Source organism: Bradyrhizobium sp. S3.12.5 (assembly GCF_040548225.1).
GTDB lineage: Bacteria > Pseudomonadota > Alphaproteobacteria > Rhizobiales > Xanthobacteraceae > Bradyrhizobium > Bradyrhizobium cytisi.
Genome location: NZ_JBEPRF010000048.1, coordinates 1 through 11,718, shown reverse-complemented (window position 1 = coordinate 11,718; position 11,718 = coordinate 1). Strand labels below are relative to the sequence as shown.

Sequence of the window (11,718 nt, the reverse complement as noted above, 5' to 3'; positions counted from 1 at the left end):
CTATTGGTCGCATCGTCGACACCTACACGCCCGCAGAATCCACAAACTACTTCGTGGCCGCAGGGTACTTGCAACCTGATCGGCTAACGCTCTCTAGCACAGCACTCGGCCGTCGTGGATTCAGTTCTGCGCGGTTGCGGGCATGGCGGCGAACAAGCTCCCGGCAAGCAGAATCGCGCTCATGACGCTGCACATGATTGACCTCCGTTGCTCGGTGGAACCGGTGCCGGCGCACAATGCTGCCGCGGACGGCACCAAATTGCCACGCTCCCGGCGAATTGCCGCCAAAGCCCGCTGCCACGACGAGGACGGGTGCAGGGCAACGCAAGGGGACAAGCATTGGCCTATAAAATGATCGCAGAACGCGACAATGAGAAGTACAGTTTTGCCCGCGAGAGCCGGTTGCTCATCGTGGCGAAGGCAAAGGTTTGGGCGAGCGAAGGGTGGCGGGTCGTCATCACCGATCAGGACGGCAAAGCGTACGCACCGCCGGAGTTCGATCAGTTGCTGGCGGCGTGATCGCGAGGCGCGGGCTAGGGGACGACATTGAGATCGCAAATTCGACCGGGGCGCGCATTCGTCGCGCCTCTGGTGATTCTTGGGACCATGGCCGCAGCCGCGATCGTGCTGACGACACCGCTTGCGTCCGCGCAAAATCTCGACGCCGGCAAATCGCCCGAAAAGCTCTTCGCCGACGGTTGCACGGCCTGCCATCGCAGCCCGCGGGGGCTTGCGAAAGGGCGCTACACCCTGACGCTGTCCTGGTTCCTGCAGGACCATTATTCGGCCAGCTCCGACAGCGCCAAGGCGCTCGCGGCCTATCTGGTGTCGGTCGATACGCCGCCCGCAAGTGCTTCGGCGAAATCTGGCGCAAAGTCAGGCCGATCCAAGCCGCGTCCGCCCAAGCCGGTGCAGAGCCAGTAGTCGTCGCCGGCTACCCGCGCCGATAAGTTTGCGCGATCAGGCGGTCGTGCACGGCGCGCCAATCTGCGTTCATGCGGGTCTGTCCCGTCGTGACGAAAGACAGCCAGGCGCCGTCGGCGGCCAGACGCACGATCTGGAACTCTGGCGCCGCATCGGTTGCACGGTGGCGTTTCAGGCGCGCTTTCATCCAGTCGTTCCAGAGCTTGCGCAGCGACGGATCGGTGACGACCACCATGCTCAGCGCCGCCCAAGGCGTGGCAAAGCCGAACGCCTTGCCGGTGAACACCGCATTCACATAAGCGCGCGTAAAGCTGCCGAGCGGCCTGGGATCCGCCTCGATGGCCGCGTCGATCTCGGTGTCAACGCGGGCGAGCAGATCGGCGAACAGGCCCTCGATCAGCGCCTGCTTGCTCCCGAAATGATGAAACAGCCCGCCCTTGGTGACGCCGGCCGCCGCTGCCACCGCTTGCACGGTGACGCCGGAGACGCCGTGGTCCATGGCGATCGCCGCGGCGTGGTCGAGCAGGGCGCGCCGCACCTGCTCGGGCTGCTTGGCGCGGGTATAGGCACTCGCCGGCATCAATGCGCCGTCGTCTGCGAGAACAGGTTGATGACCACGACCCCGGAAACGATCAGCCCAATACCGACGAAAGCTGCGGCGTCCAGCATCTGGCGAAACAGCACGAAGGAGATTGTGGCGGTCAGGATGATGCCGACCCCGCCCCAGATCGCATAGGCGATGCTCAAGGGGATGACCCGGATCGCGACGGAAAGCGCGTAGAACGAGGCGACATAGAACAACACCATTGCCAGCGTCGGCCAGGGCCGGGTGAACTGCGCGGACTGCTGCAGGAAGGCGGACGCCGTCACCTCGAGCATGATGGCGAGGGCAAGTGCGACATAGGAGGTGAAAGCGGGCGTCATGGCGGTCTCGGTCGTGGCGCGCGAAAGATACCGCGCGGTAGGTATGTTTAGCACGCGCAACATGGCTTTTGTCGGGAGCAAATATCACGTGTGAGTGACGAGGCTGCGACAGCGGGTCTGACCACCTCAGGGGGCCGATCACACGGAGCTGCCGCGCGAGGGATCGCGCGGCAGCTCCGAGCCGTCGTGAAGCGTTCGATGCGGCCCTAGCTGATCCGTACGGTGAGTTCGACGTCCTCGGCGAAGGGCGTGGACATGTAGCCGTTTCCGGGCTTACGGACGCGCGCGAGATAGTCGGGGCTGAAGTCGGCGTTGTCGGCGACGATGATCGCGCCCGGCTTCAGACGGTCTTCGATCAGATCGAGGATATCCGGGTAGAGCGCTTTGGCGCCGTCGAGCAGCACGAGATCGATCTGATCGGGCAGGTCCCTGCTCAGCGTCTTCAGCGCATCGCCTTCACGGATTTCGACGAGATCGATCAGCCCGCCGGCCGAGAGGTTTTCGCGCGCCCGCGCCGCCTTGGATGGCTCGAACTCGCTGGTGATGAGACGGCCGCCGCCATTGTCTCGCAAGCCTGCCGCAAGGTACAGCGTCGAAATGCCGAAGGAGGTGCCAAACTCGACCATCGTTCTGGCACGTGAGCTGCGCGCCAGCATGTAGAGCAGGTGACCGGTCTCACGTGAGACCGCGAGCGGGGCGTCCTTCAGGCGTGCGTAGAGGTCGCGGTAATCGGTCTTGCTCTGCATCATCCGTGTGCGGTCGGCGTCGGTCACGTCGGCGAAGGCGGCTCGCGTTGCGCCGCGTGCTGCTTCGTCCTGGTCGAACAGGCGAACCAGCAGCGGCGCACGCGAGGTGATAGTTGGGATGGTCATTTCGTGTCTCCAGAGTTGGCGGCAAAGCGTGGGCTTGCGTGCGAAATGAAATACGACTAATTCATCGCATTTCCTATTCGCATTCCCCCGGGCGCACTATGGCCGATCGTCGAAGCCGTTCAGTTTCCTCACGAAAATTGCCGCAACAGGTCCGCTCCAACGAGCTGGTGGCGGCCATTCTGGATGCCGCTGTTCAGGTCCTGGCGAAGGAGGGGGCGCAGCGTTTTACCACCGCGCGGGTGGCGGAGCGGGCCGGGGTCAGCGTCGGCTCACTCTACCAGTATTTTCCGAACAAGGCGGCGATCCTGTTCCGCCTGCAGAGCGACGAGTGGCGAAGCACGAGCGAGCTCCTCCGCGGCATTCTCGCGGACCGTGCGACGTCGCCTCCGGTGCGCCTGCGCGCGCTGGTCCACGCCTTCATACGCTCCGAATGCGAGGAGGCCGCGATCCGCGGCGCGCTCAGCGATGCCGCACCGCTCTATCGCGATGCGCCGGAGGCGCGGGAGGCGCGCGCGGCCGGCGAGGGCATTGTCGCAGCCTTCATGAGCGAGGTGCTGCCAAAGGCCTCGGAGGCGACGCGCGAGCTCGCCGGAGAGCTGATCAAGACGACGCTGGCCGAGGTCGGCAAGCGGTTCTCGGAGACGCCGCACAGCGAGGCGGAGATCGCGCGCCATGCCGACGGGCTGGCTGACATGTTCTGCGCCTACCTCGATGAGCTTGCGCGACGCGGAAGTCATTCCTGACATCTGCGTTTGCAGCCCAATATCGTTTCGGACCACTGGGGATCATGGGTTAGCGGGCGGTCAGAGGTGACCGGGCACCGAAGGCTGGCGCGGAAGATGCAAGCGCTGCGGCCAGGGCTCGGGTACGACGCTTCGTGATCCGGGCTACGCTTGCCACATCCAGCTTTTGACCCTACGGACCTCTGCATGCTCGTCATCTCGATTCAAAGCCAGGTGGTCCACGGCCATGTCGGCAACAGCGCGGCGGTCCACGCCATGCAGGCGGAGGGCGTCAATGTCGCTGCGGTGCCGACGACGCTGCTGTCGAACCATCCGCGCTATCCGACCTTGCGTGGGAGAGTGCTCGACGCTGAGCTGGTCGCCGATCTGCTGCGAGGTGTCGAGGAGCGGGACCTTGTCGACGAGGCGGCCGTGCTCGTCACCGGCTATCTCGGCTCGCCCGACAACGCCGTCGTCATCGCCGATTTTGTCGAGCGCGCACTGTCGCGCAATTCGAAGCTCGTCTATCTCTGCGATCCCGTCATCGGCGACGACGGCCGCGTCTATGTCGCCGACGGTATTTTGGATGTGGTGCGGCACCGCTTGTTGCCTGCGGCACACCTGATCACGCCGAACCAGTTCGAGCTCGAGCTGCTCTCCGGCGTCAAGATCGCAGACACGGACGGCCTGCGTGCTGCAGCGGCTGCGATTGCGGCGCAACGCCGGATCGACGCCGTCGCCACCGGCTGCACCCTCGTCGACACGCCGGCGGGGCAGGTGGAGACGATCCTGTGTGCTGACAGGCAATTGTCGCGCTTTGCGACGCCGCGCCTGCCGATCCGCCCCTATGGCACCGGCGATCTCCTCACCGGCCTGATCGCGGCGCACCTTGCCAAAGGTACGGCAGTCGAGGCGGCGGTGCGGCTTGCGGTCGAGACCATCTTTGCCGTGCTCGTTCGCACCCAGCAGGCAGGATCGGCCGAGATGCGTCTCGTGCCGTTGCCGGCCTCAGGAAACTGAGCGACGGCTCAGGTCGTTCGCTTCGCGGCCGATTGCGCCGCCTTCTGCGGCTTTGCCGGGCTCCTCTCCCGCGTCGCCTGGGCCCTCGGCGGCCTGGCGCTGGCCACCGCGCGCGCCTTCTTCGGCTTGGTGTTGGCAGCTTCCTTGCGGTCGGTCGCAACGCCGCGCTTCGAGATATATTCCTGACCGTCGATCGGGCCAACATGCGGCGGATCGCGGTCGAGATAGGGCCGGCCGATGCCGAGCGCCTTGCCGTTGGCATCCACCCACTTCCATAACGCCTCGGTCGAGACCCAGCGCTGCGCGCGGTTGTCGCCCTTGGTGCTGACGATGTCGGCCGCCATGCCGTGGCCGTAGCCGCCGCGAAGGCTGCCGCCGTGATAGGAGCGGTTGGAGGCTGCCTTCAGGCCGCTCGCAATCTCCTGGCGATAGTCGTCACGGAACGCGCTGGTGATTCCCGGCGAGAGACCGGCAGCTTCTGCCGTGAGCAGCATGCGAAACAGCTTCTGCTTGAAGCTCTTGTCCATGCCGCCGATGACGTAATCCATCAGCGTCATCTTGGCGTGGCCGGCCGCCTTCGGATCCTTCCAGGCAAAATCCTCGTCGACGAGTTTCGTGAAGCTCCGCATCACCGTGACCATCTTGCCCTTGCGCTTGACGGTGACGGCGCGGCGGTCCTCGACCTTGATGGAATCTTCCTTCGGCGTGCGCTGATAGAGCGCCCAGAGATAGCGGTCGATACAGGCATCCATGACGAAGCATTCATCGAGCACGGCCACGGTGTCGGCGGGCGGCGACGCCTTGCTCTCGGCCACGGGCCCGCTCGCGATCGCCGCTGGTGACAGAGCCTCCGACGGCACGACGTCGCCGGGATCGGCGGACGCGAGCTTGACGGTCGGCTCGGGTGCGGGTGCAGCTTCGCTTGCGACGGGAGCAGCTTCGTTGGTGACGGCGGCAGCCTCGCTTGCGACCGGAGCCGGTTCAGGTGCGATCTGGGGCGCGGGTGAGACCGCCGCGACCATGTCAGTTGGATCGGCCGAGGCGAGCTGGACAGCGGGGGCGGGTGCCCCGGGCGGTGGTGCTTCGACCAGTGCCGCGCTTGGTGTCGCAGCCGCGGCGGCGGCGATGTCGGCGGTCAGGGCGATGCCATCATCGATCGTCGCCGCGCGCGGGATATCGGCAAGCTCAAGGTGGGTGAGATCTTTGGCGCGGGAGACGGCGGCTGCATTGGCGCCGCTGTTCTCGATCAAAGCAGGGGCATAGGCGGAGAGGGAGAGCGCCAGCCAGCCGACCATCACGGCCGAGGGGCACGAGACCGCCACAAGAAGAGACCGCCGATCATTCATGATCCCTGCCTCCAAGGTTCGTAAGCGAACCAGATTGCACAGCCAAGCACGCGGCGCGTCAATTGTTCGGAGGACGATGTGGCGGTGCAATGGCGTAAATCCCCTAAAAAGGGCTTTTCGCGCCAGGTGTTGCCTGAATGCAACTTTGGTTCCCGCAGGGGCCGGCCTCCGTGGACAGGAAAAGCCAGGCAAAATCGCCTTCGGATGCTCATAAAATTGAATTATCCAGATTTACTCAATCTTGGATTGTGGAGGTGCATTGCTCGCGTGCCGTGCCGACAACGTCCGGTAGATCTGGGAAGGATATGCTTGTGAAATTGAAATGCTTATTGGTTGAGTTCGCGTCCGATGAATCCGGTGCCACAGCGATCGAATATGGCCTGATCGCAGCGGGCATTGCGCTCGCGATTATTGAAGTCATTTATGCGCTCGGCACCAATCTTGTCGCAAAGCTGCAATCATTGGCGACCGCTTTGAAATAGGGCGTTGTCGCCTCCTCTTTGCGAGCAGTACGAAAGGGCGTGCGGCGCGTTAAACATACCGTTATGCACGGCGCGCGATATTGCGTTGCAGCAATGCATGTCGCAATGCAGCAAATCGGACTTACATGTGCTCCGACCTTTCTCTTTGGAGCATCACCATGAACAAGAAGACTTTGTCGATCGCGGCCGCTGTCCTCACCCTTGCGGGCACGACTGCCGCCTTCGCCGCCGAGCTGCCGGCCTATGAGGCCAACGGCATTCCGGCCTCGCCCGTGCAGGTTCGCGTGCTCGGCGCTGCCCATGTCGAGCAGCAGGTGACGGCGCCCGCCACCAGCGTGACGGCGCTCCAGGCCGCCGTGCTGACGCCGCGCAAGCTGAAGACCGCGACCGTGACCACGGGCTCCGCCCGCTGAGACCAAAGCCGTCACGACGTCATGGCCGGGCTTGTCCCGGCCATTTTTTTATCTGCGGCCGTGATGTCATCGCGACGAATTGATCGATCACACCGTGAGTGTGTTCCATCTCATGTCGCGTGTTGATGCGCTGACTGAGAATGCTTCGGCAGAAAAACTCCTCGCAACGCGCGACTTGTGTACCGGCGTTCAAAACGAGTGTGATCTCTTTAATAGTTGTTTTGCAGATCGCGGCGCTTGATGCGGGCGCCGCATATTGGCGGCCAAGAATCGTTTTCATAATGGAGACTGTCATGCCTGTTGCGCAGAAAGCCGTTGTTGTCGCCAATTCGCCGCGCGAATTCATCGTCCGGCATCTCGCAATGTTCGCAGCCGCCGCGTTGTTCGTGTTCGTGCTGAGCCTGAGCTATGGGCTCGATCTCAGCCCCGGCTTCTTCTGAGCGGACTTCAATCCGCGTTCTCCCGCGCGCCTGCCTTGCAGGGACGTGGGTTGAGCCGTAACGTCCGCCGACGTACTGCCGCAAAGGCAGAGGTAGGGCGCGCCGCGGCTAACCGCTCTTCGCCGGCGGGCCGCCCCCTCGGCAGCACGCTTTAGATCCAGTCCTTCACTCTCGGGAAGCAGGCGCGCTTGCTCGAGCTCCAGACGTAGTCCGATCCGCCGCAGGGCGGGCGTGGACGCGTGGTGGCCGGGCATTCGTTCCAGACCCGCGCGCCGGTGCCCCAGCCGTCGACCACGCAGGCGCCGGTCACGGTCGGGTGGCAACCGGGGCCGCAGAGGCCGTCGGCGTTGGCGGCGCTGACCGCGCCCAGCAGCATCATAGGTGCAAAGACCAGCGGAAGTCGGTGCCTCATCATGCGCTCCTACGTCGGCCGATGTGCGAACCTCCTGATGCGAGACCAACGGCCGTTCCACGAGAGCATAGCACCAAATCCCGCGGCAGAGAACGGCGCCGCGAGCAGGGCGACGCCAGTGCTGCGATCCGTGGCCCAGGGATCTCGCGACGAGGAACTGCCGAAGTGGTAGTTGAGGCCGACCCGCGCGATCAGGGAGCTGATGAAGCCATGAACGTCCTGCTCAACGTCGACGTCCCCGACATCGAAGCCGCCACGACTTTCTACACCGTCGCGTTTGGGCTCACCGTCGGCCGCCGCTTCGGCAGCGACTTCGTCGAGCTTGTGGGCTGGCCGGCGCCGGTGTATCTGCTGACCAAGCCGGCCGGGTCGTTAGGCGCCGGCAGCGACCGCCGTCGCTACGACCGGCACTGGACGCCGCTGCATCTCGACGTCGTCGTCGACGATGTCGATGCCGCAGTCGAGCGCGCGCTGCGCGCCGGCGCCGTGCTCGAAGCCCCGGCGCGCGATGCGCCGTATGGGCGGATTGCCATGCTGGCCGATCCGTTCGGGCACGGGTTTTGTCTGCTGGCGTTCAGCGCGAAGGGGTATGACGCGTTGCTGGGCTCGCAGGACGGATGAGCGCAACGCAATCCACCCGATGCAGCTACGCCTTCTTCACGAACTCCGACTTCAAATTCATCGCGCCGATGCCGTCGATCTTGCAGGCGATGTTGTGCCCGTCGGTGGCATCCTGGAGACGGATGTTGCGGACCTTGGTGCCGCCCTTGACGACCGACGACGATCCCTTGACCTTGAGATCCTTCATCACGATGACGCTGTCGCCGTCGGTGAGCACGTTGCCATGGGCATCGCGCACGCCCGCCTTCACCGGCGCATCTGCGGCGGCGCCAGCCGCAGCGCTCCATTCATGGCCGCATTCCGGGCACATCCAGAGATCCCGGTCCTGATAGGCATGCTCCGACTGGCAGTTCGGGCATTTGGTGGCGTCGGTCATGAAGTCTGGTCTCCGGCTTGCGTGCGCGGCGCACCGTAGGGTCGAGGCAGGCAAATGCAAGGGAAAGTCGCTCGCTCCCATAATCAAGATCGCGAAAACAACCCCATGCACAGTAGAAATGCCTACGGAATTTCTAGTTTCGGCGAATCAGAATAATGTTTGACCCGTCGGGCAAAACAGGCGCATGATGCCAGGGTGCCGAAAACGCGTCAGCCGTCCATGAACCGCGCCGTCCCCGAGACCCGGATCGAGCTGCCCTTGGCCGCGCCGATCTCGGCGCGGATCAGCGAGCGCGCGCCCATGTCTTCGCCCTGGACGATGTCGATCGCACCGCCATGCGGCCAGTCGATGTCACGCAAGTAACCCGCGAACGAACGCGGCGGCGGCAGCGCCCGTCGCGGGGTCCTCGACCACGCCGCCGGCGGCGAAGGCATTGCGGACATGGAACAGGCGCGGCGTCTCCACCGTCGCCAGCGCGATGGTGACCAAGCCCGCTTGCTCCATCAGGGAGCGGCCCCGTTCGAACTGGTACGTCATGCGCGCGAGCGCGTCGCGCGATCGCAAAACCAGCAGGGCATGATCGGCGCCGCCGTGAATGTTTGCGGGCGGCAGCTTCGGGTCGAGATCGCCGCTCGCATAGCCGAACAGGTCCAGCAGCGCATCCCGCAGCGACGCTTCGAGCGGCGCGCTGCGCGTCGGCGGCGACTGCAGCGCGGCCGCGATGGTGTTGCCGTCGCGCTGCCCCGAAACGGAAATGACGGCATCGTTCAACTGCAGCCCGAAACTGCGATCGCCGAAGCGATGCGCGAGTGCGGCGCCCAGCGCGATGGTGGCGTGTCCGCAGAACGGCACCTCCATCAACGGCGAAAAGTAACGGACGCGCCATCCCTCACGCTCTGGCGCGGCAAAGGCGGTTTCCGAGAAGCCGACCTCGGCTGCGATCGCCTGCATCGCCGCTGCAGCCGGCAAGATGTCGCCGATCCAGACCCCGGCGGGATTGCCGCCTCGGCCGCCGTCTGAAAATGCCGCGATACGAAGCACTGGTGTCATGGGATCGATCTCATTTGCCGCAGGATGGATTGCGCTCATGCGAAACCTATCATCTTCACGAGCCGCAATTATGAGAGGTTGAGCGCTTATGGCATCCATCATCGCTGCGTGCCGCGTTGGCAGCTGGGACAAAATGGCAAAGCTGAGGCTGTCAATAGCAGATCGGGTTAGGACTGCCGCTTATCCCCGTAATACACTGAATGTCCTTTGGGGTTCGGGGTGCGTATTGGGAGGATCAATCATGGCAAGTGTTGAGCAATTGCGCAGGCGGGAAGGCGTGAACCTGGTTCAACTCGAGGCGGATATTGCATCGGTTCGCACGGGAAGTTCGATCGCTTCAATTTCTCTGCCTGATTACGTCGAGCACACCGAGGGCGTCACGCGCGTCGGTGCGCTCAGTGCAGAGGCGGTCATTCGCGACTACGAGTCCGCGGCAAAAGAGATCGAGGCCATGGGCACCGAGTTGATCGACGCCGCGCAAAAGTGCGAAGCGCTGACAGTCCAGGTCCATGATGCGATTGCCTTCATGCGCGAAACGGCCGCGGGGTATCGTGACGAGGGACGGAAGATCTTCAAGCGCATCGAAGAATGTGCGCTCTTCACCGAAGACGTCCGCAAGACATGCGAAGAGGTCAAGCGCAGAATGAAGGACGTCTCGGTCGGCGAGTCCTCCAATGAGGAGCTTGCGACGCAAGAGCGCCAGCTGACCGGGATCGCCGCCAAGGTGTCGGTGTACGAGATACCGGCCACGGAGCGATAATCCGCAGGATGGGTTTACCCCTTTGTGATATCCATCACCTTGGCGGAGCCAAGGTGATGGTATCGCTTTCGCCCTAAGGGCTCGCCAATCCGGATCGCCGTAGGGATCGACCATATAGGGCGGGGGAATCCAGAGTCCTCGCGGCGGTGATCCTGTTTGCCGCAAGCAGCCCGGATGGGCCCAAGCGAACCCATCAAATAGCTGTTGTGGAATGATGGGTTTCGCAAGGGCTCTAGCCATCCTACGGGATCGGGACAAGCCTCGCATAAGCCGGCATGGGGATAGTGGCCTCTACTCTGGGTTCGAGGAGATTCTGCAATGCCGATCGCGGGGCAAAAGCTGGCCTTTGTCATGGCCTCATCCAGCCATGGAACGATGATCGTCAATCGCTTCGACTATCGCATGGTCGCCCCCGACCGCGGCTATGGCGTGGGGCATCAGATCCTCGAGGCCGCCGCATTCGATCCAGGCGAAGTCAAGATCGCGCTCGAGCTGCTGGCCTTGCGGCGCAAGCACCACGGTGACGGCGTCATCGCGATCGACTGCGGCGCCAATATCGGCGTGCACACCATCGAATGGGCCTCGGCGATGACGGGCTGGGGCTCGGTGGTCGCGATCGAGGCGCAGGAACGGATCTACTATGCGCTGGCCGGCAACATCGCCATCAATAACTGCTTCAATGCGCTGGCGGTGCATGCGGCCGTGTCCTCCGAATCCGGCACGCTGCAAATCCCCAATCCGAACTATTTCATGCCGTCCAGTTTCGGCAGCCTGGAATTGCGGCCGCGCCCGAGCAACGAATTCATCGGTCAGCCGATCGACTACACCGACAACACCGTCGTCGTGCGCAAGATGACGCTGGACGAGCTCAATCTGCCGCGTGCCGATTTCATCAAGATCGACATCGAGGGCATGGAGATGGAGGCTCTCAGCGGCGCCCGCGAGACGATCAGGACATACCGCCCGATCCTGCTGATCGAAAAGATCAAGACAGATCTCCGGCAGCTCGAGCAATGGCTCGTCGACAACGGCTACCGGCTGATGGGTCTCGGCATCAACATTCTCGCCATCCATCAGAGCGATGTGTGCTTGAAGGATATCAACGTGTCCCAGAGCGCGGGCCCGCAAACACACGCGGCCTAGGCTGACTGCTCGATTGCGCGCCTCGTCCTTCGAGACGACCGCTTCGCGGTCTCCTCAGGATGAGGCTAAGCGGCACCGGTGCTCGTCAAAAACGACGGACGCACACTCGGTCCTCATCCTGAGAGCTTGCCAATCTTTCTCGTTTTGCGTGGTCCATCTAAGGATGCGGCAATTCCTCGCAGTGGCAACGGGTGGTTTGGGCGGCTGTGGGGA

At 63.7% G+C, this 11,718-nt stretch carries 17 protein-coding genes and 1 pseudogene; 10 read left to right on the top strand and 8 right to left on the bottom strand.

The annotated features are described in order from the left end of the window. Positions 1-312 precede the first annotated feature (312 nt). Together ABIC09_RS37050 and ABIC09_RS37045 are read left to right on the top strand one after the other, a co-directional pair. The gene (locus tag ABIC09_RS37050; RefSeq protein ID WP_354112392.1) at positions 313-519 is read left to right on the top strand and encodes a hypothetical protein; all 207 of its coding nucleotides are present in this window, start codon (positions 313-315) and stop codon (positions 517-519) included. Positions 520-606: 87 nt separating this feature from the next. Beyond that, positions 607-924, top strand: coding sequence for a hypothetical protein (locus ABIC09_RS37045; protein ID WP_354033427.1), 318 nt, complete (start codon positions 607-609; stop codon positions 922-924). A gap of 10 nt (positions 925-934) precedes the next feature. Here the strand turns inward: ABIC09_RS37045 and ABIC09_RS37040 are convergent, their stop codons facing one another. The 3 genes from ABIC09_RS37040 to ABIC09_RS37030 all read right to left on the bottom strand — a co-directional run bounded on the left by ABIC09_RS37040 (position 935) and on the right by ABIC09_RS37030 (position 2,720). Next, on the bottom strand, positions 935-1,504 hold the full coding sequence (locus tag ABIC09_RS37040) for a TetR/AcrR family transcriptional regulator (RefSeq protein WP_354033428.1): 570 nt from the start codon (positions 1,502-1,504) through the stop codon (positions 935-937). Further along, entirely contained in the window at positions 1,504-1,848 is a 345-nt protein-coding gene (locus ABIC09_RS37035) for a DMT family transporter (RefSeq protein WP_354112391.1), read from the bottom strand. The genes ABIC09_RS37040 and ABIC09_RS37035 overlap by 1 nt, the downstream gene beginning before the upstream one ends. Positions 1,849-2,054: 206 nt before the next feature. After that, positions 2,055-2,720, bottom strand: a complete 666-nt coding sequence (locus tag ABIC09_RS37030) for an O-methyltransferase (RefSeq protein ID WP_354112390.1) — start codon at positions 2,718-2,720, stop codon at positions 2,055-2,057. 98 nt (positions 2,721-2,818) lie between these two features. Here ABIC09_RS37030 and ABIC09_RS37025 point away from each other — a divergent pair, with 98 nt between their 5' ends. Then, positions 2,819-3,463 carry a TetR/AcrR family transcriptional regulator gene (locus ABIC09_RS37025; protein WP_354112389.1) on the top strand — a complete coding sequence of 215 codons (645 nt, stop codon included), beginning with the start codon at positions 2,819-2,821 and terminating at the stop codon, positions 3,461-3,463. A 186-nt stretch (positions 3,464-3,649) separates the two neighbouring features. After that, a complete protein-coding gene (gene pdxY, locus ABIC09_RS37015) occupies positions 3,650-4,462 on the top strand; it encodes a pyridoxal kinase (protein ID WP_354112388.1) in 813 nt (270 codons plus the stop codon). Positions 4,463-4,470: 8 nt separating this feature from the next. Here pdxY and ABIC09_RS37010 read toward each other — a convergent pair whose 3' ends face one another. After that, positions 4,471-5,808: a M15 family metallopeptidase domain-containing protein gene (locus ABIC09_RS37010; protein ID WP_354112387.1), complete on the bottom strand. Its 1,338-nt coding sequence runs from the start codon at positions 5,806-5,808 to the stop codon at positions 4,471-4,473. A gap of 317 nt (positions 5,809-6,125) precedes the next feature. Here ABIC09_RS37010 and ABIC09_RS37005 point away from each other — a divergent pair, with 317 nt between their 5' ends. Together ABIC09_RS37005 and ABIC09_RS37000 are read left to right on the top strand one after the other, a co-directional pair. After that, complete coding sequence (locus ABIC09_RS37005; RefSeq protein WP_187435426.1) at positions 6,126-6,290, top strand: Flp family type IVb pilin; 165 nt, start codon at positions 6,126-6,128, stop codon at positions 6,288-6,290. Positions 6,291-6,448: 158 nt separating this feature from the next. After that, positions 6,449-6,703: a hypothetical protein gene (locus tag ABIC09_RS37000; protein WP_148755954.1), complete on the top strand. Its 255-nt coding sequence runs from the start codon at positions 6,449-6,451 to the stop codon at positions 6,701-6,703. Positions 6,704-6,722: 19 nt separating this feature from the next. Here the strand turns inward: ABIC09_RS37000 and ABIC09_RS36995 are convergent, their stop codons facing one another. Then, complete coding sequence (locus ABIC09_RS36995) at positions 6,723-6,998, bottom strand: hypothetical protein (protein WP_354112386.1); 276 nt, start codon at positions 6,996-6,998, stop codon at positions 6,723-6,725. On the opposite strand from ABIC09_RS36995, the gene ABIC09_RS36990 reads away from it, so the two are divergent. Continuing rightward, entirely contained in the window at positions 6,997-7,143 is a 147-nt protein-coding gene (locus ABIC09_RS36990; protein WP_354082678.1) for a hypothetical protein, read from the top strand. The two genes, ABIC09_RS36995 and ABIC09_RS36990, sit on opposite strands and share 2 nt — an antisense overlap. Positions 7,144-7,294: 151 nt before the next feature. Here the strand turns inward: ABIC09_RS36990 and ABIC09_RS36985 are convergent, their stop codons facing one another. After that, positions 7,295-7,555: a hypothetical protein gene (locus ABIC09_RS36985; RefSeq protein ID WP_148755955.1), complete on the bottom strand. Its 261-nt coding sequence runs from the start codon at positions 7,553-7,555 to the stop codon at positions 7,295-7,297. Between the two features lie 210 nt (positions 7,556-7,765). Between ABIC09_RS36985 and ABIC09_RS36980 the strand changes: the two genes are divergently transcribed. After that, the gene (locus ABIC09_RS36980) at positions 7,766-8,176 is read left to right on the top strand and encodes a VOC family protein (RefSeq protein ID WP_354112385.1); all 411 of its coding nucleotides are present in this window, start codon (positions 7,766-7,768) and stop codon (positions 8,174-8,176) included. 25 nt (positions 8,177-8,201) lie between these two features. On the opposite strand, the gene ABIC09_RS36975 is transcribed toward ABIC09_RS36980, so the two are convergent. Together ABIC09_RS36975 and ABIC09_RS36970 are read right to left on the bottom strand one after the other, a co-directional pair. Then, complete coding sequence (locus ABIC09_RS36975) at positions 8,202-8,552, bottom strand: zinc ribbon domain-containing protein YjdM (RefSeq protein WP_354112384.1); 351 nt, start codon at positions 8,550-8,552, stop codon at positions 8,202-8,204. A 209-nt stretch (positions 8,553-8,761) separates the two neighbouring features. Further along, positions 8,762-9,602: pseudogene (locus ABIC09_RS36970) on the bottom strand (PhzF family phenazine biosynthesis protein). A gap of 241 nt (positions 9,603-9,843) precedes the next feature. On the opposite strand from ABIC09_RS36970, the gene ABIC09_RS36965 reads away from it, so the two are divergent. Then, on the top strand, positions 9,844-10,362 hold the full coding sequence (locus tag ABIC09_RS36965) for a hypothetical protein (RefSeq protein ID WP_148755971.1): 519 nt from the start codon (positions 9,844-9,846) through the stop codon (positions 10,360-10,362). Between the two features lie 318 nt (positions 10,363-10,680). Beyond that, positions 10,681-11,505: an FkbM family methyltransferase gene (locus ABIC09_RS36960; protein ID WP_354112383.1), complete on the top strand. Its 825-nt coding sequence runs from the start codon at positions 10,681-10,683 to the stop codon at positions 11,503-11,505. The last annotated feature ends 213 nt before the right edge of the window (positions 11,506-11,718 follow it).

Bases quoted from the DNA above. Each gene is read 5' to 3' on its own strand.
- ABIC09_RS37045 (WP_354033427.1), top strand. From the start codon at position 607: ATGGCCGCAGCCGCGATCGTGCTGACGACACCGCTTGCGTCCGCGCAA.
- ABIC09_RS37040 (WP_354033428.1), bottom strand. From the start codon at position 1,504: ATGCCGGCGAGTGCCTATACCCGCGCCAAGCAGCCCGAGCAGGTGCGG.
- ABIC09_RS37035 (WP_354112391.1), bottom strand. From the start codon at position 1,848: ATGACGCCCGCTTTCACCTCCTATGTCGCACTTGCCCTCGCCATCATG.
- ABIC09_RS37030 (WP_354112390.1), bottom strand. From the start codon at position 2,720: ATGACCATCCCAACTATCACCTCGCGTGCGCCGCTGCTGGTTCGCCTG.
- ABIC09_RS37025 (WP_354112389.1), top strand. From the start codon at position 2,819: ATGGCCGATCGTCGAAGCCGTTCAGTTTCCTCACGAAAATTGCCGCAA.
- pdxY (WP_354112388.1), top strand. From the start codon at position 3,650: ATGCTCGTCATCTCGATTCAAAGCCAGGTGGTCCACGGCCATGTCGGC.
- ABIC09_RS37010 (WP_354112387.1), bottom strand. From the start codon at position 5,808: ATGAATGATCGGCGGTCTCTTCTTGTGGCGGTCTCGTGCCCCTCGGCC.
- ABIC09_RS37000 (WP_148755954.1), top strand. From the start codon at position 6,449: ATGAACAAGAAGACTTTGTCGATCGCGGCCGCTGTCCTCACCCTTGCG.
- ABIC09_RS36990 (WP_354082678.1), top strand. From the start codon at position 6,997: ATGCCTGTTGCGCAGAAAGCCGTTGTTGTCGCCAATTCGCCGCGCGAA.
- ABIC09_RS36995 (WP_354112386.1), bottom strand. From the start codon at position 6,998: ATGACAGTCTCCATTATGAAAACGATTCTTGGCCGCCAATATGCGGCG.
- ABIC09_RS36985 (WP_148755955.1), bottom strand. From the start codon at position 7,555: ATGAGGCACCGACTTCCGCTGGTCTTTGCACCTATGATGCTGCTGGGC.
- ABIC09_RS36980 (WP_354112385.1), top strand. From the start codon at position 7,766: ATGAACGTCCTGCTCAACGTCGACGTCCCCGACATCGAAGCCGCCACG.
- ABIC09_RS36975 (WP_354112384.1), bottom strand. From the start codon at position 8,552: ATGACCGACGCCACCAAATGCCCGAACTGCCAGTCGGAGCATGCCTAT.
- ABIC09_RS36965 (WP_148755971.1), top strand. From the start codon at position 9,844: ATGGCAAGTGTTGAGCAATTGCGCAGGCGGGAAGGCGTGAACCTGGTT.
- ABIC09_RS36960 (WP_354112383.1), top strand. From the start codon at position 10,681: ATGCCGATCGCGGGGCAAAAGCTGGCCTTTGTCATGGCCTCATCCAGC.